Consider the following 24,992-nt stretch of genomic DNA (forward strand, 5'->3'; position numbering starts at 1 on the left):
GATAGATATATAGACCCTTGAAATGGAGAGATGAATGTGAAGTGGAATGATACATACAATAAATGGCTTATGTCAGAGTCTATATCTGAAAAACTTAAAAGTCAATTACGCTCAATGAGTGAGACAGAAAAAGAAGACGCATTTTATAAAAGCTTAGAATTCGGTACGGGTGGCATGAGAGGGGAAATTGGCCCTGGAACAAATCGTTTAAATATCTATACGATTCAAAAAGCAACGACAGGGCTTGCGCGCTACGTAGAAACGCAAGGTGAGAACGCCAAACAGCAAGGGGTAGTTGTTGCTTACGATTCACGCCACAAATCACCAGAGTTTGCGCCAGAAGTAACAAGCTCTGGTGATTTGTGGCATAAAAACCTACGTTTTTGAAGAACTACGTCCAACGCCAGAGCTTTCATTTGCCGTACGCTATTTACAGGCGTTTGCTAGAATTGTCATTACAGCTAGCCATAACCCCCTGAATACAACGGCTATAAAGTATATGGAAAAGACGGTGCACAGCTTCCGCCTGCTGCTGACTATATTGCTTCTTACATGGATGTAATTGAAGATATCACTTACGGATATTAAAGTGAATTGCTTTATTATAAAAAAGGAGGAACGAAACCTGAAATAGAGCTAAAAATTAAAGCGTAAAATAAAAGAACTTGAGCGAGAAAATGAACATTTACGTGCATGAAATTTATTTTAAAAAAGAAGTTAAACAGTCAACTCTATCTTAGCTTACGCTCTCGTGAATAGCTATAATTCTTCATTATTTTTTATAAAATTAGTATTAGAACCTTGACTGACAACACCTGGAACTGTCAAATTAATCAAAACATTGTTATAAACTGAACTGTTATTAACCCATTGGTTTAAAAAAATAGCGTTGTTACTTATATTATTAGCATTAATGTTCTTAATCTTATTTTTAACAATTTTAACATTTGTTGCTTTTACAATAGCTATACCATTGCAAGGATTAATTCCGATATTAGTATCAATTAAATTATCTTCTATGAGTATATTATTAGCAACACTTTCTGTTACTTCTCTAAAATTTAAAATTCCGATACCATATCCGTTAGTGAAATTATAAATTTTGTTTTTAATAATTTTAATATTGGAAGGGCCATTCTCAATTCCGATACTTCCTGTATCTGCTCCAGAAATAGAATTGCTTTCAAATAAAACATTTTTACTATTAGATCCGTTTGCTACAAGTGCTACATCTTTAACGTTTGTGACAATATTTTCTCTTGCCAAAGAGTTACTACCTTGAAAAAAAATTGCACCGCCATCGGAGTTTTCAAAAAAATTGTGTATAACTTGTATGTTATTTGATAAGCCGATAAACCCGAAAGCGGTATTTAAGTTTTCACCTTTTCCATTGAGGTTAATAACGTGACAATTTTTAATCACTATATTGGAAGAATTTTCAAACCATAAAACAAAATTATTGCGTGGATCCTTAGTAAGAAAATCTTTATTACCATCAAATTTAAGGTTCGAAATGGATATATCATTAACGGTATTTGAGTAAAAAAAGCCTTGTCCTAATTTATTGGATTTAAAGTTAGAACTTAGCTTTATTAGTGCATTTTCCCCTCGTATATTAAGGGGGTGTTTGATAACTAAAGGCTTACTAATTAAGTAAGTTCCTTGGGAAAATTCTAAAGTTTTTTGTTCTTTCTCTGCAAGAATAATAAGCTTCTGGATTTTTTGAGTTTGATCAATGGTGCTGTTTGGGATAATATTAAAGGATTTTGTCTTTAATACTTTTGGAGATTCGTCAGTTAAACTCTTGGTTGTAAGAAAGATTATAAAACATAGAATAAGCAAAGCTAATGCAGTGGTTATGTATTTTTTACTCAAGGTGTTCATCTGTCCTTTCTAAATCAATTATATTCATTTTATATAAATAAGAAATTTTTGTCTATTTGCATACCTAGAGTGATTAGTATTCAATGATTAAAATTACTTATAATGTAATTTGTTATCTTATTCAAATAGATATATAGTTTTTAAGGCGTGTTACTTTTGAAATCAATTCGGCGTGGAATTTCAAACAGCTGTACATAAAAAAGTAATGTCATACCGTATCTTATCTTGTCACTAATAGTCAAGCATTGTAATATTTTAAAACTTTTTAGATGATAAAAAGGTCATAAGAGTGGTTATATAATACATTTTAAGAATTTCGACAAAATAAGACATTGAACCTATTGAAATGTTATGGTAACATTTCATAATGTTAGTCGAATTAGGACTTTTGAGGGGGATGGCTTATGATCGATATACATTGTCATATTCTTCCTGGTGTAGATGATGGTGCGCAAACGTTTGAAGATAGTATTTTAATGGCTAAAGAGGCTGCTTCACAAGGAATAGATATAATTGTTGCAACTCCTCATCATCACAATGGTAGATACATAAACGAGAAAGAAAACATTATTGAATTAGTAGATAAATTGAATGAAAGGTTACTTGAAGAAAGAATTCCTATCACTATTCTTCCAGGGCAAGAATCTAGAATATACGGAGAGGTTTTAGAAGATTATTTGACAAATAAAGTTCTGACGTTAAATAATACACACAAATATATTCTTATTGAATTTCCTTCAAATCAAATACCACGTTTTACTGAGCAATTATTTTTTGATGTCCAGGCAAATGGTTTAACACCAGTTATCGTTCACCCAGAACGCAACAGCATTTTAATAAAAAATCCACACCTTTTATATAAATTTGTTAGTCAAGGTGCTTTGACACAAGTGACAGCAGCTAGCCTAGTAGGTCAATTTGGTAAAAAAATAAAAAAATTCTCTTTTGATTTAATAGATTCAAATTTAGTCCATGTACTTGCTTCAGATGCACACAATGTTTCTGGAAGAAATTTCAACATGAAAGAAGCTGAAGATATAATTAAATCAAAATATGGACAAGAAGTATTGTATTTTTTCCATGAAAATGCTAATGCAATGATTAAGGGAGAGCGATGTTTTACATATCCACCAGAAGAAATTAAAAGAAAAAAAATACTAGGGTTCCTTTGATTTAAATTGTCAGTAATTATTGAGAGGCTCATATTCAGTTAAGTATTTGTGATTTTTAGTTAAGTTGTAAGTATGATAAAAAATCATATTAACGCATTTTCAGAGTGAGATCAAATTCCCTATTTGTATCTTAAATATTAGAAAAGAAAGGATTAAATTTTAATGAAAAAAGTAAGAAAAGCTATTATTCCAGCGGCAGGCCTGGGAACACGTTTTTTACCAGCGACAAAAGCGATGCCAAAAGAAATGCTCCCTATAGTAGATAAGCCAACCATTCAGTATATAGTTGAAGAAGCAATAGAGTCAGGAATTGAAGACATTATTATTGTTACAGGTAAAGGAAAGCGTGCTATAGAAGATCATTTCGACTATGCTCTTGAATTAGAAAACAATTTGGCTGAAAAAAAGAAATATAATTTGTTGGAAAAAGTTAGACAATCGTCCAATATAGATATTCATTATATTCGCCAGAAGGAGCCTCGAGGTTTAGGGCATGCAGTATGGTGTGCACGTAATTTCATCGGAGATGAACCTTTTGCAGTCTTATTGGGGGATGATTTGGTGCAAGCACAGACACCATGCTTAAAACAATTGATGAATGAATATGAAAATGTCCATTCATCCATAATAGGAGTTCAAAAAGTAAAAGAAGACGAAACACAGAGGTATGGGATTATTGATCCTATATCAAATAATAATCGTCTCTATCAAGTACGCAACTTTGTAGAAAAACCTGCTTTGGGTACAGCTCCTTCAAACTTAGCAATTATGGGTAGGTACGTACTGACTCCAGAAATATTCACTTTCTTAGAAGAACAAGAAATAGGTACAGGTGGAGAAATTCAACTTACAGATGCTATTCAAAAATTAAATACGCTACAATCAGTGTATGCTTACGATTTTAAAGGTACTAGATACGATGTGGGTGAAAAAATAGGCTTTATCCGCACCACTCTCCAATTTGCCTTGCAACATGAGGAGTTACGTGAAGAGGTTCTAACTATAATAAAAGATATAGTTCAAAAAGAAATAGTAGTTGGAAAATAAAGAAGTTTGGGGGAATATGAGTGCTTAAAAGTAGAATTGTATCCCAAGCTCACGAGGATCAACAGAATAGTGATATTTCTGTAAATAATCGTTATGGATACACATTTTTAAAGAGAAGTGTAGATATTTCAGGAGCAATAATAGGAATTCTAGTTCTGTCATTAATACTCCTCACTATTGCTGTATTAATAAAGATAGAAGATCCTAAAGGCCCAATCTTTTTTTCCCAAAAGCGAGTAGGGAAAAACGGCAAGATATTCCGCATGTACAAATTTCGTTCAATGATAGTAAACGCAGAGGAAAAATTACAAGAGCTTCTTAAAGAAAATGAAACTACTGGGGCAATGTTTAAAATGAAAAATGATCCTCGAGTGACTAAAGTAGGGGCTTTTATCCGAAAAACAAGTTTAGACGAGCTTCCTCAGTTATGGAACGTTTTAAAAGGAGAAATGAGTTTAGTTGGACCTAGACCTCCTTTAACAAGGGAAGTAGCAGAATACACTGCTTATCAAAAGCAAAGATTAGCAGTTCTTCCGGGATGCACAGGGTTGTGGCAGGTAAGCGGGAGAAGCAATATTGGATTCGAAGAAATGGTCGAATTAGATTTGCAATATATACAAACAAGAACCTTCTTTTTAGATATCAAGATTATATTTAAAACGTTTCAGGTAGTATTTTTAAAGGATGGAGCTTACTAAATAACTTTAGATTTTTTGCTACATACTATAAATAGATTAAGCTCGGGAGCATAGTTAGATGATAAATAATGGTTTAAATAGATTTAAAAAGGATGCTTTGATATATGTCCTAGCAGTTACAGTGCCAGCTCTCATTGGAGTTTTTTCATTATCCTTGTATACAAGGATATTTTCTACTCAGCAGTTTGGTAAATATAATTTGGTGTTGATTACCAGTTTGTTTATTACTACGCTGTTTTCGCAGTGGATTCAGCAAGCGATTCAGAGATATCGCCCTGAATATAAAAATAAAAATAGGTTACGAGAATTTAATGCCAATCTAACTGTATTACTCTTAGTAGTTATTATAGTTATTTTTATATTAGGGATAGTATTGGCAGGGGCGCAAAGCTTTTATATAAGTTATCAGAAATATTATGTAGCTGCATTTTTATTGATTATAAGTCAATTTTTATTTTTAACTTTAGGAGAAACTATGCAGTCAGATTTTAAAGTTAGACAATTCAAAAATTTCAATTTGATTAATGCAGTTTCAAAGATAGTAGTGGGGATACTTTTAATTTATTATGTTAACCCACATCCTTCAAGTATTATATATGGGCTAGTTATCTCACAGTTTTTATTAGTTATTCCTATGGTGAAAGAAAATGAGTTAGGTCTAACTATTGTTCAATACACAAATATATCATCCTTTTACTCATTCCTTAAAAAGTTTTTCAAATATGGATTTCCGATGATAGGGTGGTTTATAGGAAACACGGTGTTGAATCTATCTGATAGATACATGTTAGAGCTTTTTGAAACAAGTAAGGCTGTGGGGATTTATTCTGCAAATTATTCCATTGTTTCATCAGGGCTTGGTCTTTTAACAATTCCTTTATTAAACGCTGCACATCCAATTATCATGAATATGTCACATAAACATAGTGAAAACAAAAAGGAAATTGAGAATACTATATCGTTTTTTTCAAAAGTATACTTGACTATATCTGTTCCACTTATATTCTGTGTCTTGATTTTTCATAAAGAAATTGCAACTATCTTATTGGGACCTGAATTTCGAGAGGGCTCTATAATAATACCTATTCTTTTTATAGGTACTACTGCATGGAATTTAGCTATGTATGGTCATAAAGGTTTTGAAATTATGGAAAAAACTAAAATTATGCTTTTTTTCGTAGTGATTTCGGCAGTAATAAATGTAATTTTAAATTTTATATTAATACCTAAATATAGTTATATTGGTGCAGCATTTTCTACCATGATAAGCATGTTTATTTATCCTATTTTAATCTTTGTTTTTTCAGGTAAGTTTATAAAATGGAAATTACCTTATGGTTCCGTAATAAAAATAATTTTTGGTGCTTTTTGTAGTATGTTAGTAAGTCTTCTGTTAAAACCGTATATATTCGGCCAAGTTTTATTAGAATTAATAGTTGGTGGCCTGATCTACATCTTAGTATATTTAACTATATTAATTTTGACAAAAGAATTACCTATAAAACAAATAAAAAAAATATTAAAAATATAAAGTCTGGAAGAGGTATAATATGGATTTTGTGAAAAATAACCAAGTATCCATAGCGATGTGTACTTATAATGGTGAGCAATTTATTAAAGAACAATTGGATAGTATTTTACATCAGACACGAATTCCTAATGAGTTAATAGTGTGTGACGATGGTTCTACTGACAATACTCTTAAGGTGTTAGAAGAGTTTCAGGAAATAGCACCATTTAAAGTTGAGGTAGTAAGTAACAGGCATCAGTTAGGGAGTACAAAAAATTTTGAAAAAGCAATGCTACGTTGTACGGGAGACATAATATTTTTATGTGATCAAGACGACGTGTGGGATGAAAATAAAATTGAGGTGATTGAATCTCAATTTATCAATAACCCTAGTGCGTATATGGTTTTTACAGATGCCAATATGGTAGACGAAAACTTAAACAGTTTAGGTTATTCGCTTTGGGAATCAATTAAATTTAGCTCAGGTAAACAAGAAGAGTATAGAGAGAAATCATTAGATATACTTATCAAATCAAATGTTGTGACAGGTGCTACTATGGCATTTAAACAAAGCTACTTACAAAGCATAGTACCTATTTCTGAATTTTGGATTCATGATAGCTGGATAGCCTTTTTATTAAGTATTGAAAAAGATAAAAAAGTAATTCCTCTAAATGAGAAACTCATTAGCTATCGTCAACATAACAATAATCAGATAGGAGCAACTAAAAAAAATATAATTAGCGTAGTTAAACAGTTAAAAGAATTTAAAGCTTCTATAGTCTGCCATGATCAATATCTCCAGTTTAAATCAATCCAGCACTTTTTACTAAAGGATGGAAACCGTATAGACGAAAATACTGAAGCAATATTGAATGAGAAGATAAATCATTTGAAAGTTAGAAAAGAGCTGTCTAATAATATACTCTTTAGGGTCTCTAAAATTTCCAAAGAATTCAATAGTAGAGGCTATAGCAAATTCTCAAATGGTGTAAGTAGCGCTATAAAAGATATCTTTTTTTATTAATAGTAAAAATAAACGTTGTAAGGTGATTTATTTTGATTCAATTAATTTATAAAGCTACTTTCTTATTACTCATATTTGTTATAGCAGCTATACCAAGCGGAAGTATTAAGGGGGTCCCATTGGACTTAATGTTGGTGAGTCTATGTGGTATTTTTTGGTTATTAATGCTTTTGAAAAAAAAATTCAGGTTAAAAAAAGTAAATGTTCTCTTTTTTACAATATATGTAGTGACCACAGCTGTAAGTCTTTTAATTTCGGTAATAAATGGATTTTATAATACGTTTCTTCAAGAGTATATGTTGATTCTATCCCCTGTGGTTATATTATGTCTTTACAGAAGCGAATATGTTAGAGGAATCTCTATCGTCAAATCCATAATTTTGGGTAGTTTATGTTATTCATTGTTTAAAATCTTAATGGTTTTCCAAATAGCTCAAGGTAACATATCGTTTGAAGATTTCACTAATTTATCTAAAACATTATTTGGTGTGAGTTTTATAACAATGTTAATAGATCCTACTTATAAAATAATAAGAATTTATTACGTAAGTGATTTTATAGTTGCAATTACACCATTGTTGATTTTTAGTAGTAGTTTCAAAAATGTCAAAAAAGTGTATAAATTTTCTCTTTTAACAGTTTTTTTAGTTAGTATTTATATAGCCTATTCACGGTATCTAATAATAATATATGTGTTTGCAGTATTTTTTGTCTTTATTAAAAATTTTAATAAAATAAGCAAGGTTTATAAAACTTGCTTATTCATAATAGGGTTATTTATACTTTTTATTTTCAAAGATAATATCCTAATTATCTTTGAAACCTTCTTTAATCGATTTTTATCTGATGATAATGCAAGCTCAGACATTGTAAGAGTAAATCAAGTTGACATGTTATTGAACATATTGAGTAGCCATTTGCTTTTTGGTACAGGAATTGGAGGATATGATAATCAGTTCTTAAGGTCTTCTACTGAGTTGTTTTCTTATGAATTACAATGGCTTGCTCTAATGTTCAAGATGGGATTGGTTCTATTCATAGTTTTGATTACTAGTATAGTAGGATTTTTAATTACGAATATAAAGTTTAATATAGAATCTACCTTTTTTATCGTATTAATATTTAGCGTGGGTATATTTAATCCTTATCTTCAATCGCTAATATTTGGTGTAGTATTACTATCCATACTTGTTTTGTACTCCAATGAAAGAAAGGATAATTTAAATTAATATGAATAAAGTTTCGATTGTTATGGCTACGTACAAGCCAAATCTAGAATATTTTAAAAAGCAGTTATCCAGTTTAAATAAGCAAGAATATTCTAATTTAGAATTAATAATTTGTGATGATTCAGCAGATGAAATTTTATTTAGAGAAATTGAAACTATAGTTAAAGCAAATGTTACTGCATTTAAAGTGAACATCGTGAAAAATAAACAGAATTTAGGTAGTAACAAAACTTTTGAAAGATTAACCTCTTTAGCAACAGGTGAGTACATAGCTTATTGCGACCAAGATGACATATGGGAAAGTTACAAAATTAAGAAGTTAGTAGAAGAACTGGAAAGAACGCACAGTATAGTATGTTACTCTGATTTAGCAGTTATCAATGAAGAAGATGAAGTTATTTCTAATAGTTTTAAGAAATTTTCCAAACGGTTAAATCACATACATGGAGAAAGGGTATACCATTATTTTCTAAGAAGAAATAGTATAACTGGCTGTACAATGCTAGTAAATACTGAAATTGCTAAAAAGAGTATTCCTTTTCCAAGCTATGATGAATATGTACATGATCACTGGCTAGCTCTGTACAGCTCATGCTATGGAAGAGTAGCCTATGTAGAAGAGCCACTTATAAAATATAGAATCCATTCCAATAATCAAATTGGAGCTAAAGTACTGTTTAATATAGACCGTAAGCATGAATATTTAACTAATAAATTGTATGTTGAGAGAAAAAAAGTTGAAACTTTAAAAAGACATAGCTTAAGTAATGAGAATAAAGATATTGAATATGGGATTAAGTGCTTTGAGACTTTTGTAAGAGAGAGAATAGAATTTTTTGAAGATCTCAGTTTTAAAACCCTCTTTAAATTTTTAAGGCATTTACCTTTTGATCCAATACTAATTACTTTTGAATTTCTTGTAAGAGTATTACCGAATTTTCTCTCTCATAAATTGATTCAAAAAGCAAAAAGTTAGTTGAAAGAAGTGAGAAAAATAAAAATATCAATTATTATTCCAACTTATAATGCTGGAGGAACTTTAAGTGACATCCTCAATAAGTTACCTGCAAACATAGAAACTTTAATTATTGATTCATCCTCCAGTGATAATACTACAGATATTGCAAAGTCTTTTAATTGCAAAGTAAATGTAATTGATAAGAAAGCATTTAATCATGGTGGAACTAGAAACGTAGCTGCTCGAATTGCTACAGGGGACATTTTAGTTTTTCTTACTCAAGACGCTATTCCAGTAGGAGAAGAGGCTATTGAGAAGATTACTTCCCCATTTTTTGAAGATGAAAGTATAGGTATGGCTTATGGTCGTCAGCTACCTCATAAAAATGCAAAAATTATGGGCAGTTTTGCTCGTTTACACAACTATCCCGAAAAGAGCATAATAAAAAGTTTCAAGGATAAAGATAGTCTAGGGATAAAAACGGTATTTTGTTCTAATTCTTTTGCTGCTTACAGAAGAGAAGCTTTTGAAAAAGTTGGCATGTTTCCTAACAATGTGATTTTAAGTGAGGATACCTATGTATGTGCCAAGATGATTCTTGCTGACTATAAAGTAGCTTATACAGCTGATGCTACAGTTTATCATTCTCATGATTATTCCATAATTGAAGAATTCAAAAGATATTTTGATATAGGAGTATTTTATGGAAGAGAAGGCTGGATAGTAAATGAATTTTCTCAAGCTGAAGGTGAAGGAATAAAATTTGTATTAGAGCAATTTAAATTTTTATTAAAAAATAAAGCTTCACACTTAATTATAGAATTGTTTTTAAGAAATGCTATGAAATATATAGGTTATAAATTAGGTCAAAATGAAGAGCGACTTGCGTTGAAATTAAAAAAAGCAATAAGCATGCATAAGGGATATTGGGAAACTAAATAAAGTATATATTTGAGGAGGCAATATTTTATGAAAGGTATTATTTTAGCAGGTGGTAGTGGTACTAGATTATATCCTATTACAAGATCAATTTCTAAACAATTAATTCCGATTTATGATAAACCGATGATTTATTACCCATTGTCAGTTCTAATGTTAGCTGGGATTAAAGATATATTAATTATTTCTACTCCTACTGATACTCCGCGTTTTGAACAGTTGCTTGGCGATGGTAAGGATTTAGGTATTAATTTAAATTACGAAGTACAAGAGTCACCTGACGGTTTAGCCCAGGCATTTATTATTGGCGAAGAATTTATTGAAAATGATTCAGTGGCTCTTATCTTAGGAGATAATATTTTCTATGGTCATGGATTTACAAAAACATTAGAGCGTGCAGCAAGTCGATCCGAGGGTGCTACAGTGTTTGGATACAATGTAAAAGACCCTGAACGTTTCGGTGTAGTAGAATTTGATGAAAAAGGCAAAGCCGTTTCTATTGAAGAAAAACCTGCAGATCCAAAATCAACTTATGCTGTCACAGGCCTCTATTTCTATGATAACGACGTAGTAGAAATTGCCAAATCTATTAAACCATCAGTTCGTGGTGAACTAGAAATTACTTCTGTTAATGAAGAGTATTTACGTCGCGGAAAGCTTCAAGTGGAGTTACTAGGACGTGGGTTTGCATGGCTCGATACAGGTACTCATGAATCGTTATTAGAAGCGTCTACATTTATTGAAACTGTAGAAAAGCGCCAAAGTTTAAAAGTAGCATGTTTAGAAGAAATAGCTTTTAGAAAAGGATATATTACGAAAGAACAGCTTGTTCAATTGGCTGAGCCATTAAAGAAAAATGAATATGGCCAATATATGCTACGTTTAGCTAATCAAAGTGCATTAGAAGAAATGTTGGTAGGAGGAAAAGCATGAATATTATTAATACAAAATTTGAAGATGCATTCTTAATTGAACCAAAGGTTTTTGGAGATCATAGAGGTTTCTTCACAGAAAGCTACAACAAAGAGCTGTTTGAACAAAACGGAATTGATATGAACTTTATTCAAGACAACCATTCATTATCTCAGCAACCAGGCACTTTGCGAGGCATGCATTATCAGCTAAACGACAAAGCGCAAACAAAACTTGTACGTGTAACACGAGGTGCGATTTATGATGTGATTGTAGATATTCGAAAGGGTTCACCTACGTACGGGCAATGGCAAGGGTTTATCTTATCAGCAGACAATAAACGTCAGCTTTTAGTACCAAAAGGTTTTGCACACGGCTTTTGTACAATTGTAGAAAATACCGAGGTTCAATATAAAGTAGACGAGCTATATTCTCCAGAGCATGATAGAGGCATCGCTTGGAACGATCCGGCTTTAAATATTGATTGGCCGTTTAATAATCCGGTTCTCTCTGATAAAGATACCAAACATCCAACTTTAGCAGAAGCAGATAATAATTTTACTTGGGAGTGATTCAATAATGAATATTTTAGTAACAGGTGGAGCAGGTTTTATTGGAAGTAATTTCGTACGTCATATGGTAGAAACATATCCTAGTTATGGTATTGTAAACTATGATTTACTTACATATGCAGGAAATCTTGAAAACTTAAAAGATATTGAAAGTCATGAAAACTATACGTTTGTAAAAGGTGATATTAACAATAGAGAACTTGTAGATCATTTAGTTAAATATCATGATATTGATGTAATTGTGAACTTTGCAGCAGAATCACATGTTGATCGCAGTATTACAGAGCCAGATATTTTTATTAAGAGTAATGTGTTAGGTACACAGGCGCTATTAGATGTAGCAAAAGCTAATAACCTGAAGAAATATGTACAAGTATCAACGGATGAAGTATATGGTTCACTAGGTGAAACAGGATATTTTACAGAAGAAACGCCTCTTGATCCAAACAGTCCTTACTCTGCAAGTAAAGCAGGGGCTGATATGCTTGTGAGTGCGTACCATGAGACATTCGGCATGAATGTTAATATCACAAGATGTTCAAATAACTATGGTCCTTATCATTTTCCTGAGAAATTGATTCCATTAATGGTAACGAATGCTCTAGAAGGAAAAGAACTTCCTATTTATGGAGATGGTAAAAACGTTCGTGATTGGTTACATGTAAAAGATCATTGCGCTGCTATTGATTTGGTTATTCATAAAGGAGAGCCAGGAGAAATTTACAATGTAGGCGGCCACAATGAACGAACAAATAATGAAATTGTACATTTAATTGTAGATAAACTTAATGCTCCAAAAGAATTAATTAAGTTTGTAGAAGACCGCCTTGGACATGATCGTCGCTATGCAATCGATCCTACTAAATTAACAACAGAACTTGGTTGGAAGCCAAAGTACACGTTTGATACAGGCATTGTTGAGACAATTCAATGGTATTTGGATAATCAAGATTGGTGGAAAAACATTAAATCAGGTGACTATGTAAACTACTATAACAAACAATATGGTGATAAATAATGAGTCAAAAAGTCTTAATTACAGGAGCGAATGGGCAACTTGGTAAGGAGTTAGTTGAGCTCTTTACTGAAAAAGGTTTTGAAGTCTATGGGTTTGGTCGAGATAAGATGGATATTACAAACCAAGCACAGGTTGAAGAAATTATTAGTGCTGTAAAGCCAAATATTGTTCTTCATTCGGCTGCACATACAAAAGTAGATTTAGCTGAGTCGGAGCCTGAACAAGCATATCTTATTAATGCATACGGTACACGCAATGTTGCTGTAGCAGCAGAAGCAGTAGGAGCAAAGCTTGTATATGTAAGTACGGATTATGTATTTGATGGTACTAACGATGAACCTTATAACGAATTTTCTCCAACTTCTCCTTTAGGAGTGTACGGAAAATCTAAATTAGCCGGTGAACAATTTGTGCGAGATTTACATTCTAGATTCTTTATTGTGAGGACTTCTTGGGTATATGGCAAGCATGGAAATAATTTTGTTAAAACTATGTTGAAGCTTGGAAAAGAAAAAGAAGAGTTATCCGTGGTAGCAGATCAAATAGGTTGCCCTACGTACACTTTAGACTTAGCTAATTCTATTTTAGCGTTAGTAGATACTCGGAAATATGGGGTATATCATATTTCTAATGGTGGAAGTTGTTCTTGGTACGAATTTGCTAAAGCAATTTTCGAAGAAACACAAATTAACGTAAAGTTAAAGCCTTGTACTACTGAAGACTTCCCAAGGCCCGCTGCTCGCCCAGCATATTCAGTTTTTAAACATATGTCTCTAAAAATGAATGGTTTTGAAGAGCCAAGACACTGGAAAAGTGGTTTGAGACATTTTTTAACTCAATAAAATTAATAATATGAAACTTTTATCTCTATATTATTTATTAAAAAATGTAAAAAAATAATAATACTACCAAAATGATATAGATAAAAGTATCTATGTCTATTATAATAGAAGCTATATTGTTTTTAATTATAATAGACGTATTTGGAGGTCATCATGGAAGAAACCATTAGCTTGAAAGACTTGTTTCAAACACTAAAAAAGCGCTTGTGGTTAATTGCTTTAATTACGATTATCGCTGCTATTATCAGTGCTGTTGTGAGCTTTTTTGTCATTACGCCAATTTATGAGTCAAAGACTCAAATTCTTGTTAATCAAACAAAGTCTGATCAGCAGCTGTATACGGGAAATGAAGTACAAACAAACATTCAATTAATAAATACCTATAATGTTATCATTAAAAGCCCAGCAATCTTAGATAGAGTAAAAGATGAGCTCAATTTAGATCGTAGTGTAGAGGAACTTAATAATCAAATTCTTGTTAGCAGTGCTACTGACTCTCAAGTAGTCGAAATCACAGTGCAAGATCCATCTCCACACGTAGCTGCTCAAATTGCAAACAAAACAGCTGAAGTATTTAAAACACAAATCTCGAAGATTATGAAAGTGGATAACGTAAGTATTCTTTCAAAAGCGGAAGTTAAAGATAATGTTTCACCTGTTAAGCCACAGCCTCTTCTTAATATTGCTATCGCGCTTATAGTTGGTTTAATGGTTGGGGTGGGTCTTGCTTTCTTACTAGAGTATTTGGACAACACTATCAAAACCGAGCAAGACATTGAAGGTATTCTAGAGCTTCCAGTAATAGGTGCTATCACTAACATCAAAGAAGTACCGAAAGCAACAAGCACAGCAACAAGAACACCATTAAATACTCGGGCTCAGCAAAGAGGTGAAACGTATGGCTCGTAAACGAAAAGATCAGAAAAATGATAAATTACTTACGTTAAAGCGTCGTTTATTGGCTCATAATAGTCCTAAAGATCCTGTTGCTGAACAATACCGTACAATTCGTACGAATATTCAGTTCTCCGATGCTGATCAAGACATCAAGTCTATTGTGTTAACTTCAACAGGTCCTGGAGAAGGAAAGTCAACAACGGCTTCGAACTTGGCAACCGTTTACGCTCAGCAGGGGCTTCGCGTGTTGTTAATAGATGCAGACTTGCGTAAGCCAACTGCTCATTATACGTTCCGTTTAGAAAACCATGTTGGCTTAACGAATGTATTAACAAAACAGTCTACGCTGGGACAAGCTGTTCAAGCAACAGAAGTACCAGATCTGTCTTTGCTTACAAGCGGTCCTATTCCGCCTAATCCGGCAGAGTTACTTGCATCAAACAATATGACGGAACTTTTGAAAGAAATGAAAGCACAGTTTGATATGGTTATATTTGATACCCCTCCTGTATTGGCAGTAGCGGATGCACAGATTTTAGCGAATCAAGTAGACGGTTCGATTCTTGTCGTTAGCAGCGGCAAAACGGATAAAGAAGCTGCAGTAAAAGCGAAAGAGCTTTTACTAAAAGCCAATGCAAAAGTATTGGGTGCTGTATTAAATAATCGTAAAATGGAAGAAGGCAGTGACTACTACTATTATTACGGTGTATAAGTTTATGTAAAGAAACCCCTCCAGCTTCGGCTGGAGGGGTTCTTTTTAGTTTAAGTTTAAGTTTTCTTTTAAAGTAGTTGAAATTTTTGTGCGTTCTGCCTCTGGTACGTTATAGTAATAAATACCGTTCATCTTTCCACCTGTACCATTGATTTGAATGTGCTCGACGTTATTGCGTGCTTCTTTGTAGTTCGATTGAATTTCTTTCATGTCATCAAACGTTAAGTTTGTTTTGACGTTATCCCCAATCGCATCTAAGATAGTTCCATAGTTTGTAAGAGATTTAATGCTTGCTCCTTCATCGATAACTGCTTGAATAATTTGCTGTTGACGGGATTGACGGCCAAAATCACCGCGTGGATCGTCATAGCGCATACGAGAGTACTTTAATGCGTTTTCTCCATTTAACTCAAGCTTTCCTTTTTCAAAGTGATGTCCTTCATATGTGAAATCTAATGTGTTATTTACAGTAACGCCACCAACTGCATCTACAATATCTTTAAAACTCTCCATATTTACTTGTATGTAATAATCAATTGGTACATTTAAGAAATTTTCTACCGTTTTAATGGACATATCAACGCCACCGAATGCATAAGCATGATTGATTTTGTCTTCTTTTCCTTTGCCGACAATTTCAGTACGTGTATCACGAGGGATACTGACCATTTTGACCGCTTTTTTATCTGGATTTACTGTTAGCAGCATCAGTGAGTCTGAACGTCCGCGATCCGCTCCTCGTTGATCTACACCTAGCAGCAAAATTGAAATTGGATCATGTTTAGCCAGACTTACTTTTTCAGAACGTTTGTCCGATTTTTCACGGTTCAATGGTTCATGCGTACGATTAAAGGTGTTCGCCACTGAACTATACACGGAATACCCATAAATTCCTACACCTAAAATAAGAAGAACTATAATACCTAAAGCAATTTTAAAACCTTTTTTCTTTTTTGATTTGCGCTTTTTTCTCCTGCGCTGTACTTCATGTTCTTTTTCCATTTTTTGTCGTCCTTTACAATTTTTTAGAAGAAAATTTTGTGTATTTCATCATGTGACAAAATACACAACTATTCTTCTATCTTATCAAAAAAATTGTCATTTTTAATCATTTTTTATAAAAAAACAGTAAAAAATATATTATAATGGAAAGACAAGTAAAAAAATAAGGGAGTTAGTTTATGAAAGTATTTGTGAATATCTTTGCGGCTGTTGTGCTAATCGTTACTATTGTCGCAGGTAAAATGTATTGGGATCATCAGAAACCCGCAGAAGCTTCTAGTGAAAGCACGTCAAGTAGCAGCTCTAGTAAAGTGACTAGTGGAAATTGGGAAGACTATGCAGAGAATCTTCCAAAATCCGTGAAAGAGAAGTTAAAAAGTGCAGAGGCATCAGGAAAGCCGATGAAGCTATTAATTGTAGGCTCACAGGCAACATCTACTGATTCTAAGGCTTGGCCTGAAACTTTAAAAGAAACGTTAAATAATACATACGGTTCACTTATAGAAACGAGCGTACTAGAATACAAAGACGAAACAACGCTTGATTTTGTTCGTAACCAAGGTTACAAAGATATTATTAAGGAAAAACCCGACGTGTTGTTATTTGAACCATTTTTATTAAATGATAATGGCGTGGTAGGCATTACAAACACATTGGATAATTTAAATGTGATCATGTCTCATATTACAGAGGCTGATAAAGACCTTGTAACGATTTTACAGCCATCTCAGCCAATTTATAATGCTAGCAATTATCCAAAAGAAGCAGAAGCTTTAGGTGAATTTGCGAAAAGCAATGGCTATGAGTATGTCAATCACTGGAGTGCATGGCCTGACTATAAGTCAGAGAAAATATTAGATTATTTAGTAGAGAAGCAGCGCGTTCCAACAGCTAAAGGCAACAAAGCGTGGGCTAGCTATTTAGAAGAATATTTTACAGCATCTTAAACCTGTCTTTTGACAGGTTTTTTTATAGAAAAGTTAGGAGGAACCTCAAGCAATGCCTACAGAAAATCTGCATCTTATTCAAGTTCACTGGGAAGGTCACTATCGCATAACGGATTTGCATTCTTTAAAAAATGAAGAGACTGATTATGGGGTTTATCAAATATACGGAAAGCATCCTGTGTATGGAAGCGACGTGCTTTTGTACATTGGAAAAGCGGATTATCAAACGTTAGGAAAAAGAATTTTACAAGAGGATTGGCTCGATACTAATGACTCGAACAATACGAAAATCTACGTTGGCCGATTGCACGGGCCTCATACTCCTTCCATGGAACAGTGGTCGTTAGAAATTGATTTGGCTGAACGTCTATTAATCTATGTTCATAAACCCGCTTATAATGCGAGAAGTATATCGTCTCTTCCAGATGCAGAGATGCAGCGCGGTCACGTATTAAATTGAGGCATCATCGTGATCTTTTTCCTGAAATTTCAGGAAGCAGATGGACGAGTAAGTTAGATTATACTGTTTATGAGCCGTATAGATGGGTATAAGTAATAATAAAGACTTCCTTCTATTCACAATATTCAAGCGGTATAGAGCAAACAAAAAGAATGTGTAAATTTTATGTGAAAAGCTGAATCGCCCGCTTTAAAAAGATTGAAAATTGCCAAAAATAGTATTAAGATTAAGTATAATTATTGTTATTAAAGGGGGCATGTGCTGTGATTGATTTATATACAAATATTTTGCCGAATGTAGGCAAAGGACCACGCGATAAGACTGCTTTTCTAGCAATGGCCAAGTCACTAGTGAATCAAGGCGTGACGGCTGCTGTGGCAGCTCCTCTGTATGAGAGTGAAGGTGCTGATTCATCAAGCATTTTAATGCATATAGCCGCAGCGAACGAAAGCCTGCAGCATTCATTTATTCCTCTTACCATTTTGCCAGGACAAAAGGCAATCATTCATCATCATCTTGTTCAAGCTTATGAACAAAATGCCGTCGTTACGATTAATCAAACCACAAAGTACATGCTCTTACAGCTTTCAACTGAATATACGATTAGCGCTACGGAACAAATTTTTTATCAGCTTCAATTAAAAGGGATTGTCCCTATCGTTAGTGAACCCGAGAGAAACGCTTTATTTTTAGATAAACCTGATGAACTTTATGAACTTGTCAAAAAAGGAGCCATCGTTCAGCTGTCTGCCGGCAGCTTAACCGGTCAAAATGGACGTAAAGAGAAAAAAGCCGCGCTTTCTTTTATAAATAATGGACTCGCTCATGTGATTGCATCGGGGGTATGCGGTGATACGTACGAACAGTATGCGTTGCCTAAAGCATACGATATGCTATCTAAACAGTTTGGTACACAAACTCTGTACAAGTTTATGGAAAATGCAGATTATGTTGCAGAAGGCCGAGCAATTTTCAAAGAACAGCCAGAGCGAATAAAAAAAGGAAAAATACTAGGTATATTTTAATTTATAAAGGTCTATTCGTTACGAATAGGCTTTTTGTTGTGGTTCTAAAGGTTATTATTCTGGTAAAAGAAGTATGCTAAAATAATGAACGATAGAAAAGAACTTCCAGATACTAATCGCAGAGATATAAGGAGAAGATTTTGTGATCGACATATATACTCACATGCTACCGAGAGTAGAGGGTAGAAAGCAACAATTTATAGACGCAGCTAGGCATTTAGTGAATCAAGGTGTAAAAGCAGTGGCCACGACGTTAGATAAAGAAACCAACACGCCTCTTTCTCTCTATGTAAAAGAAGCAAACCAAACGTTAAAAGATAACCATATCCCACTTACAATCGTGGAAGGAACGGAAGTATTGGCAAATCGTAACTTTGCAGAATCGTATCATCTTCAAGAAAGTTTCCCTACTTCACAAGAGAAATATATGATTCTAACCATTCCTGCTCAGGAAGAACCATCTTATCTTAAAAACTTATTATATGAGATTCAGTTAAAAGAAATTGTTCCAATTATTAGTGAACCTGAACGTCACCCATACTTCTTAGAACATAAAGACGGACTGTACAAATTTGTTAAAAAAGGAGCTGTTATACAATTATCCTCAGATAGTATTATTGGTAAAAACGGCAAGCACGCTAAAAAAGCCGCAATGCAGTTTATTGAACACAATCTTGCTCACGTGATTGCTTCTGGTGCAAGTTTGGATAACTACAAGCAGCATTCATTACGTCAGGCTTATGATGTAATCAGAAAAGAAAAAGGAGCTGAGACAGCTCAGCTGCTGATGGAAAATGCTGAAGCTACATTTAATGGTCAAGGCATTCATATGTTACCGCCTGAACGCATCAAAAAAACAAAATTCCTAGGAATCTTTTAAATTTTCCCTTTGTACCCTGATTAACTTCTGTTTAATCAGGGTATTTGCATACAAAGACCTATTTCAATCCCTTCTTTTCTCATCATTATTTGGAGTTATTTTACAAATTTTGTTTGCGTTTTCACAAAGATTAATAGTAAAATATTGTTAGTTAAGTAGATGACAGGAAAGTACGCGGTTTTCCGGGGTTCATGGTGGTAAATGTCGAGAAGAATACATAGTTTCACACTAGAAATCGTCGTAGAATAGAGCTATACAAAGCGCAGGGAGGGAAATAAAGTGATTGATATTCATACGTACATATTGCCCAATATCGATAGCGGACCTGAGGAAGTAGACGGCTTTTTGAAAATGGCACGCTCCTTAGCGGATCAAGGCGTTCAGTCTGTGGTGGCGACGCCGCTTTATGATAGCGATCAAGAGTTTATGAAACACCATTTATTTCTCTATGTAAATGCGGCTAATGAATGGCTTACAAATTCATGTGTTCCTCTACAAGTATTACCAGGTCAGCTTGTCCCTTTATCACCTCAGCTTCTGCGAAACTATGAGCGAAATCAGCTTCTTACACTTAATCACACCGATAAATATTTATTTCTTTCACTGCCTGAATATGATATCTCACCTTATTTTGAAAAAACGCTGTATGATCTTCTCACAAAAGGCGTTGTGCCTATTCTACGTTCACCAGAATGTCATCCGATTTTCCGAGATCACCCTGAGCGTTTGTATGAGCTTGTTAAAAAAGGCGTGCTCGTTCAGCTAAGCGCTGCTAGTATTCTCGGTTTAAACGGAAAGAAAGAAAGAAAAGCGGCCTGTACGTTTATTAAATACCGCTTCGCCCACGTGATTGCCTCTGGCGTTCATGCTCGCAATTACCACGACTATTCACTTTCAAAAGCGTATGATTACATTTCCGATATGTACGGTGCGTCAGAACTTTATTTTTTTATTGAAAATGCAGAGGCGATTATCGACGGTCGTCCGGTGCATCAATTAGAGCCTGAGCCGATGAAAAAATTTAGTTTATTTAAATTATTTAGCTGAAAACAAGGGACTTTTCCATAAAAACGGGAAAGTCCCTTGTTTTGTCTTTCTTTCATTGTGGTATGGAATAGAAACAAAGTTAAAGAAAGGAAGGCTGAATATGATAAAAACTACAGCTGGAAAAGCAGCTATGTCGGTTTTAAAAGAATGGAAGATTGATCATATTTTCGGTATGCCCGGAGATTCAATCAATCATTTTATGGACAATCTGCGAAGTGAAAAAGATGAAATTGAGTTTATTCAAGTCCGTCACGAGGAAGTAGGCGCACTTGCGGCATCTTCTTACGCTAAAATCACGGGTAAAATCGGCGTGTGTCTGTCAATTGGAGGGCCGGGTGCGATTCACTTGTTAAACGGCTTATATGATGCCAAAGCAGACGGTGCACCGGTGCTAGTGCTAGCTGGACAAGTGCCTCGTGCGAAGCTTGGCAATGAATCGTTTCAAGAAGTGAACTTAGAACGTGTTTTTGACGATGTGTCGGTGTTTAATCACCGAGTAGACTCGCCAGAATCATTTCCGCATCTGCTGCAGCAAGCGATTCGAACGGCTTATGCCAAAAAAGGTGTCGCGGTGCTAGTGATTCCAGACGATATTCCGTCTTCAACGATTAAAATTGATAAAAAAACGCCAGTTGCCAATGTATCAAAAACAATTTCTCACAGTGACCCGGAAGATGTAGCTAAAGCGCTTCTAGCCATTAAATACGCAAAAAAACCGGTTATTTTAGCAGGAACAGGTGCAAAGCACGCTAAACTTGAATTAGCGCAGTTCGCGGAGAAAATTGCGGCGCCGATTATCTTTACGCTTCCGGGTAAAGGAATACTGCCTGATCATCACCCTTATAATCTAGGTCAGCTCGGTCAAATTGGGACAAAGCCGGCGTATGAAGCGATGGAAGAAACCGATTTGCTGATTATGATTGGAACTTCGTTTCCGTACCGTGAGTTTTTACCGGACGGGGTTGAAGCGATTCAGCTGGACTCTGACGCCACACAAATTGGCAGACGCTATCCTGTATCCATCGGATTAGTCGGAGACTCTAAAACGACCCTGTCGCAGCTTGCGCATAATTTAGATTATCAAGAAAACCGCCGTTTCTTAGAAGAGTGTCAAGTTAATATGGAAAACTGGTGGAAGCACGTAGAAAAAGAAGAAAATGAAGTGAGTACGCCAATTAAGCCGCAGCAAGTCATTCCTAAGCTGCAAAAAATCGTTGATGATGATGCGATTGTATCTGTTGATGTCGGGAACGTGACGGTATGGATGGCAAGACATTTCCGCATGACGAATCAAAAATTTGTGATTTCAAGCTGGCTGGCAACGATGGGCTGCGGACTTCCGGCTGCGATTGCAGGAAAGCTTGCTCATCCTGAAAAACAATCGGTAGCCGTATGCGGTGACGGAGGCTTTACGATGGTCATGCAAGACTTTGTGACGGCTGTGAAGTACAAGCTGCCGATTGTTGTCGTCGTCCTTAATAACAGTGAAATCGGGATGATTAAATATGAACAAGCTATTCAAGGTCACTTGGATTACCAAACGCAGCTTGGTGAAATGAACTTTGCGAAGTTCGCTGAATCATGCGGAGGAATCGGCTACCGCGTTGAAAAATACGAAGAGCTCGAAACCGCTTTTGAAAAAGCAGCGCTTGCGAATGTTCCTGTAGTGATTGATGTCGTTGTTGCTGATGAACCGCCGCTTCCAGGCAAAATTTCATTCGGACAAGCGGCCAATTATTCGAAGCACATCATGAAAAAGTTCTTTAAAGAACATGAGCTCGAAATGCCGCCGCTTCGAAAAGGACTAAGCAGAATGCTTTAATCAGTGACTCTCCTTACAGGAGAGTCTTTTTAGGAGGGATATCGTGGGAGTGTTTGAAATCATTTTACTTATTTTTGGTGCGGTCATGATGCTTGTGATTATAGTGCCGGTTATTATCGCTATTATTCTTTGGATGAAAGATGAAAAACAAGAAGAGCATTCGGTTTTGAGAAACTATCCGCTGCTCGGAAAAATGCGCTATATTTTTGAGAAAATGGGGCCTGAACTGCGTCAGTATTTATTTTTAAATAATAACGAAGGCAAGCCGTTTTCTAGAAATCAATACGAGCAAACCGTTAAGTCAGGTAAATATCTCAACCGAATGATGGGATTTGGCTCAGAGCGCGATTTTAGCGAACCGGGCTATTATATTCGAAACGCGGTGTTTCCAAAGCAGCGCGATGAAATGAAAGCGGATAATACGCAAAAAGTCAAAACAAAAGTATATAAAATGGACGCCGATAACTTATTTAGCCGAAGAGAGCACCGAGAAGAAAAAGAAGCGAATCCGTTTTATTTGCGAGATGAAGATGCGGTCATTATAGGTCCTTTATGCAAAAAGCCGTTTGTTGTAAAAGGATTAATCGGCCAGTCCGGCATGAGCTTTGGAGCGCTTGGTGACCACGCGATTACCGCTTTATCCCTAGGGTTAGGACGAGCAGGCGGCACGTGGATGAACACGGGAGAAGGCGGATTGTCACCTTATCATTTAAAAGGAAACGTCGATATCATTTTTCAAATTGGCCCTGGGCTTTTTGGCGTTCGGACAAAAGAAGGCGAATTTTCGTGGGAAGAGTTTAAAAAGAAAAGTGAAATGAAGCAAATCAAAGCGTTTGAAATTAAGCTCGCCCAAGGAGCCAAAACGCGAGGCGGTCACGTAGACGGTTCAAAAGTAACGGAAGAAATTGCTGAAATCCGCAACTTAAAGCCGGGAGAATCTGTAGACAGTCCAAACCGTTTTAAAGAGTTCGCGTCGTATCCTGAAATGTTCCAGTTTATTGAAAAACTTCGAGATGTAGGCGGCAAGCCAGTAGGCATTAAAATGGTTGTCGGAAACACAAATGATCTTGAAGAAATGGCGGCGTATATGAAAGAGACAGGAAGCGGTCCTGACTTTATTACGATTGACGGAGCAGAAGGAGGAACGGGCGCATCGTTTCAAGAATTAGCAGACGGAGCGGGGGTACCGCTGTTTTCAGGACTTCCTTTTGTGGATGACCTGCTTAAAAAATATGGCGTTCGTGATCAAGTAAAACTTTTTGCATCCGGCAAGCTGTTAACGGCTGATAAAATTGCTACGGCTTTATCACTGGGCGCTGACTGCGTAAATATTGCCAGAGGCTTTATGTTTTCTGTTGGCTGTATTCAAGCGCAAGTTTGTCACAATAACCGTTGTCCAGTGGGCGTAGCCACAACAGATCCAAAGCTGCAAAAAGCGCTTATTATTGAAGAAAAGTCATACCGCGTGTGCAACTACGTGCTGTCATTACGTGAAGGATTGTTTAATTTAGCCGCAGCTGCCGGCATTGATTCACCAACGAAGTTTTCAAAGAAGCACGTGGTGTTCAAAAACAGCAGCGGACAGTTAGCTGATATTGCTACAAAAGAAAAGATGTACGTATAAAAAAGCTGCCGGTTGGCAGCTTTTTTATTGTCTTCTTTGAAGCAAATGCAGGCAAAACTCTAAGTCTTTTTGAAGGTGTTCCTGCATTAACGCTTCCGCTTTTTCAGCATTGCGTTCTTTAATCGCGTTATAAATGTCTTCATGTTCGTCAATTAAAAACGGGCGGTTGTAAAACACCACGGTATGACGGAATAAGTAAATGATGGACTGCATGCGGTCGATGATATTAATCATTACGTCATTGTTGCTTGAATTCACAATAATAGCGTGAAAACGTTCATTCGCGCTCATAATGTCTTCAAACGAGCCGTTTCTTCCGATGTCTACGCATTCCTTTAACTCTTCTAATTCGTTATCAGACAAAAAAGTTGCCGCAGCTTTAGAAGCTGAGCCTTCTAGCAGCATTCGCACTTCAAACAAGTTGCGTAAATCTTTTTCTGTCGGCGACACCACTTTTTTTCGAACAATCAGTCCTTCATATTCTAAGCGTCTAATGGAATCACGAATCGGCGTTCGGCTGAATCCAAGCTCGCTCGCTAATTTTTCTTCGACGATTTTTGTACCGCCTTCAAGCTCACCGTTTAAAATTTTATCTCGAATCATCTCATAAGAAGGGTGATGAGACGAACGAGAACCTTGATTTCTTAACATACTCTACTTCACCTCTAGCATTCGACACGAGAAAATCTCGTCTCTTTCTCTCTTTATTTTTAATCATTTTGTACGCGTATACCCAAATCATACTATAACTTGTGAAAAGGTGGGACG

At 35.2% G+C, this 24,992-nt stretch carries 24 protein-coding genes and 1 pseudogene; 22 read left to right on the forward strand and 3 right to left on the reverse strand.

The features are described from left to right. Window positions 1-36: 36 nt before the first annotated feature. Window positions 37-570 (forward strand): annotated as a pseudogene (locus tag NST66_RS04245) (phospho-sugar mutase); the annotation flags it as partial. A gap of 189 nt (window positions 571-759) precedes the next feature. Here the strand turns inward: NST66_RS04245 and NST66_RS04250 are convergent. Then, a complete protein-coding gene (locus NST66_RS04250; protein WP_340843114.1) occupies window positions 760-1,875 on the reverse strand; it encodes a right-handed parallel beta-helix repeat-containing protein in 1,116 nt (371 codons plus the stop codon). A gap of 413 nt (window positions 1,876-2,288) precedes the next feature. Between NST66_RS04250 and NST66_RS04255 the strand changes: the two genes are divergently transcribed. The 14 genes from NST66_RS04255 to NST66_RS04320 all read left to right on the forward strand — a co-directional run bounded on the left by NST66_RS04255 (window position 2,289) and on the right by NST66_RS04320 (window position 15,417). Continuing rightward, window positions 2,289-3,056, forward strand: coding sequence for a tyrosine-protein phosphatase (locus NST66_RS04255; protein WP_340843115.1), 768 nt, complete (start codon window positions 2,289-2,291; stop codon window positions 3,054-3,056). Window positions 3,057-3,218: 162 nt separating this feature from the next. Continuing rightward, complete coding sequence (gene galU / locus NST66_RS04260) at window positions 3,219-4,103, forward strand: UTP--glucose-1-phosphate uridylyltransferase GalU (protein WP_340843116.1); 885 nt, start codon at window positions 3,219-3,221, stop codon at window positions 4,101-4,103. A 20-nt stretch (window positions 4,104-4,123) separates the two neighbouring features. Beyond that, a complete protein-coding gene (locus NST66_RS04265) occupies window positions 4,124-4,801 on the forward strand; it encodes a sugar transferase (RefSeq protein ID WP_340843117.1) in 678 nt (225 codons plus the stop codon). A 58-nt stretch (window positions 4,802-4,859) separates the two neighbouring features. Beyond that, window positions 4,860-6,332 (forward strand): lipopolysaccharide biosynthesis protein, encoded by a 1,473-nt coding sequence (locus tag NST66_RS04270; RefSeq protein WP_340843118.1) that lies wholly within the window; start codon window positions 4,860-4,862, stop codon window positions 6,330-6,332. 19 nt (window positions 6,333-6,351) lie between these two features. Next, a complete protein-coding gene (locus NST66_RS04275) occupies window positions 6,352-7,338 on the forward strand; it encodes a glycosyltransferase family 2 protein (RefSeq protein WP_340843119.1) in 987 nt (328 codons plus the stop codon). 32 nt (window positions 7,339-7,370) lie between these two features. Next, complete coding sequence (locus NST66_RS04280) at window positions 7,371-8,567, forward strand: O-antigen ligase family protein (protein ID WP_340843120.1); 1,197 nt, start codon at window positions 7,371-7,373, stop codon at window positions 8,565-8,567. Window position 8,568: 1 nt separating this feature from the next. After that, on the forward strand, window positions 8,569-9,543 hold the full coding sequence (locus tag NST66_RS04285) for a glycosyltransferase family 2 protein (RefSeq protein WP_340843121.1): 975 nt from the start codon (window positions 8,569-8,571) through the stop codon (window positions 9,541-9,543). A gap of 9 nt (window positions 9,544-9,552) precedes the next feature. Then, window positions 9,553-10,467, forward strand: coding sequence for a glycosyltransferase family 2 protein (locus NST66_RS04290; RefSeq protein WP_340843753.1), 915 nt, complete (start codon window positions 9,553-9,555; stop codon window positions 10,465-10,467). Window positions 10,468-10,494: 27 nt separating this feature from the next. Beyond that, complete coding sequence (rfbA, locus tag NST66_RS04295) at window positions 10,495-11,397, forward strand: glucose-1-phosphate thymidylyltransferase RfbA (RefSeq protein WP_340843122.1); 903 nt, start codon at window positions 10,495-10,497, stop codon at window positions 11,395-11,397. Next, the gene (gene rfbC, locus NST66_RS04300) at window positions 11,394-11,948 is read left to right on the forward strand and encodes a dTDP-4-dehydrorhamnose 3,5-epimerase (protein WP_340843123.1); all 555 of its coding nucleotides are present in this window, start codon (window positions 11,394-11,396) and stop codon (window positions 11,946-11,948) included. The genes rfbA and rfbC overlap by 4 nt, the downstream gene beginning before the upstream one ends. Window positions 11,949-11,955: 7 nt before the next feature. Further along, on the forward strand, window positions 11,956-12,966 hold the full coding sequence (rfbB, locus tag NST66_RS04305) for a dTDP-glucose 4,6-dehydratase (RefSeq protein WP_340843124.1): 1,011 nt from the start codon (window positions 11,956-11,958) through the stop codon (window positions 12,964-12,966). Continuing rightward, the gene (gene rfbD, locus NST66_RS04310; protein ID WP_340843125.1) at window positions 12,966-13,808 is read left to right on the forward strand and encodes a dTDP-4-dehydrorhamnose reductase; all 843 of its coding nucleotides are present in this window, start codon (window positions 12,966-12,968) and stop codon (window positions 13,806-13,808) included. The genes rfbB and rfbD overlap by 1 nt, the downstream gene beginning before the upstream one ends. Window positions 13,809-13,961: 153 nt before the next feature. Next, window positions 13,962-14,717, forward strand: coding sequence for a YveK family protein (locus NST66_RS04315; protein WP_340843126.1), 756 nt, complete (start codon window positions 13,962-13,964; stop codon window positions 14,715-14,717). Further along, entirely contained in the window at window positions 14,707-15,417 is a 711-nt protein-coding gene (locus NST66_RS04320) for a CpsD/CapB family tyrosine-protein kinase (protein WP_340843127.1), read from the forward strand. Before NST66_RS04315 ends, NST66_RS04320 begins: the two co-directional genes overlap by 11 nt. A gap of 45 nt (window positions 15,418-15,462) precedes the next feature. Here the strand turns inward: NST66_RS04320 and tagU are convergent, their stop codons facing one another. Then, entirely contained in the window at window positions 15,463-16,419 is a 957-nt protein-coding gene (gene tagU / locus NST66_RS04325) for a polyisoprenyl-teichoic acid--peptidoglycan teichoic acid transferase TagU (protein WP_340843128.1), read from the reverse strand. Between the two features lie 179 nt (window positions 16,420-16,598). On the opposite strand from tagU, the gene NST66_RS04330 reads away from it, so the two are divergent. From NST66_RS04330 to NST66_RS04360, 7 genes are all read left to right on the forward strand, one after another. After that, the gene (locus tag NST66_RS04330; RefSeq protein ID WP_340843129.1) at window positions 16,599-17,366 is read left to right on the forward strand and encodes an SGNH/GDSL hydrolase family protein; all 768 of its coding nucleotides are present in this window, start codon (window positions 16,599-16,601) and stop codon (window positions 17,364-17,366) included. Window positions 17,367-17,418: 52 nt separating this feature from the next. Continuing rightward, on the forward strand, window positions 17,419-17,826 hold the full coding sequence (locus tag NST66_RS04335) for a hypothetical protein (protein WP_340843130.1): 408 nt from the start codon (window positions 17,419-17,421) through the stop codon (window positions 17,824-17,826). Window positions 17,827-18,089: 263 nt separating this feature from the next. Continuing rightward, entirely contained in the window at window positions 18,090-18,851 is a 762-nt protein-coding gene (locus tag NST66_RS04340) for a tyrosine-protein phosphatase (protein WP_340843131.1), read from the forward strand. 142 nt (window positions 18,852-18,993) lie between these two features. Further along, window positions 18,994-19,731, forward strand: coding sequence for a CpsB/CapC family capsule biosynthesis tyrosine phosphatase (locus tag NST66_RS04345; RefSeq protein WP_340843133.1), 738 nt, complete (start codon window positions 18,994-18,996; stop codon window positions 19,729-19,731). Window positions 19,732-20,010: 279 nt separating this feature from the next. Next, window positions 20,011-20,778, forward strand: a complete 768-nt coding sequence (locus NST66_RS04350; RefSeq protein ID WP_063247626.1) for a tyrosine-protein phosphatase — start codon at window positions 20,011-20,013, stop codon at window positions 20,776-20,778. Window positions 20,779-20,878: 100 nt separating this feature from the next. Next, on the forward strand, window positions 20,879-22,600 hold the full coding sequence (locus NST66_RS04355; RefSeq protein ID WP_340843134.1) for a pyruvate oxidase: 1,722 nt from the start codon (window positions 20,879-20,881) through the stop codon (window positions 22,598-22,600). Window positions 22,601-22,685: 85 nt separating this feature from the next. Next, window positions 22,686-24,224, forward strand: coding sequence for an FMN-binding glutamate synthase family protein (locus NST66_RS04360; RefSeq protein WP_340843754.1), 1,539 nt, complete (start codon window positions 22,686-22,688; stop codon window positions 24,222-24,224). Between the two features lie 24 nt (window positions 24,225-24,248). Here NST66_RS04360 and NST66_RS04365 read toward each other — a convergent pair whose 3' ends face one another. Then, a complete protein-coding gene (locus tag NST66_RS04365) occupies window positions 24,249-24,875 on the reverse strand; it encodes a GntR family transcriptional regulator (RefSeq protein WP_340843135.1) in 627 nt (208 codons plus the stop codon). Window positions 24,876-24,992: the final 117 nt, after the last annotated feature.

Source organism: Priestia sp. FSL W8-0524 (assembly GCF_038005965.1).
In the GTDB taxonomy this organism is placed as follows: Bacteria; Bacillota; Bacilli; order Bacillales; family Bacillaceae_H; genus Priestia; species Priestia zanthoxyli.

What these genes read in the sequence shown, in the direction of transcription:
- galU (WP_340843116.1), top strand. Translation starts at nt 3,219, where the DNA reads ATGAAAAAAGTAAGAAAAGCTATTATTCCAGCGGCAGGCCTGGGAACA.
- NST66_RS04335 (WP_340843130.1), top strand. Translation starts at nt 17,419, where the DNA reads ATGCCTACAGAAAATCTGCATCTTATTCAAGTTCACTGGGAAGGTCAC.
- rfbA (WP_340843122.1), top strand. Translation starts at nt 10,495, where the DNA reads ATGAAAGGTATTATTTTAGCAGGTGGTAGTGGTACTAGATTATATCCT.
- NST66_RS04255 (WP_340843115.1), top strand. Translation starts at nt 2,289, where the DNA reads ATGATCGATATACATTGTCATATTCTTCCTGGTGTAGATGATGGTGCG.
- NST66_RS04365 (WP_340843135.1), bottom strand. Translation starts at nt 24,875, where the DNA reads ATGTTAAGAAATCAAGGTTCTCGTTCGTCTCATCACCCTTCTTATGAG.
- NST66_RS04275 (WP_340843119.1), top strand. Translation starts at nt 6,352, where the DNA reads ATGGATTTTGTGAAAAATAACCAAGTATCCATAGCGATGTGTACTTAT.
- NST66_RS04315 (WP_340843126.1), top strand. Translation starts at nt 13,962, where the DNA reads ATGGAAGAAACCATTAGCTTGAAAGACTTGTTTCAAACACTAAAAAAG.
- rfbC (WP_340843123.1), top strand. Translation starts at nt 11,394, where the DNA reads ATGAATATTATTAATACAAAATTTGAAGATGCATTCTTAATTGAACCA.
- NST66_RS04270 (WP_340843118.1), top strand. Translation starts at nt 4,860, where the DNA reads ATGATAAATAATGGTTTAAATAGATTTAAAAAGGATGCTTTGATATAT.
- NST66_RS04320 (WP_340843127.1), top strand. Translation starts at nt 14,707, where the DNA reads ATGGCTCGTAAACGAAAAGATCAGAAAAATGATAAATTACTTACGTTA.
- NST66_RS04285 (WP_340843121.1), top strand. Translation starts at nt 8,569, where the DNA reads ATGAATAAAGTTTCGATTGTTATGGCTACGTACAAGCCAAATCTAGAA.
- rfbD (WP_340843125.1), top strand. Translation starts at nt 12,966, where the DNA reads ATGAGTCAAAAAGTCTTAATTACAGGAGCGAATGGGCAACTTGGTAAG.
- NST66_RS04360 (WP_340843754.1), top strand. Translation starts at nt 22,686, where the DNA reads ATGATGCTTGTGATTATAGTGCCGGTTATTATCGCTATTATTCTTTGG.
- NST66_RS04330 (WP_340843129.1), top strand. Translation starts at nt 16,599, where the DNA reads ATGAAAGTATTTGTGAATATCTTTGCGGCTGTTGTGCTAATCGTTACT.
- tagU (WP_340843128.1), bottom strand. Translation starts at nt 16,419, where the DNA reads ATGGAAAAAGAACATGAAGTACAGCGCAGGAGAAAAAAGCGCAAATCA.
- NST66_RS04355 (WP_340843134.1), top strand. Translation starts at nt 20,879, where the DNA reads ATGATAAAAACTACAGCTGGAAAAGCAGCTATGTCGGTTTTAAAAGAA.
- rfbB (WP_340843124.1), top strand. Translation starts at nt 11,956, where the DNA reads ATGAATATTTTAGTAACAGGTGGAGCAGGTTTTATTGGAAGTAATTTC.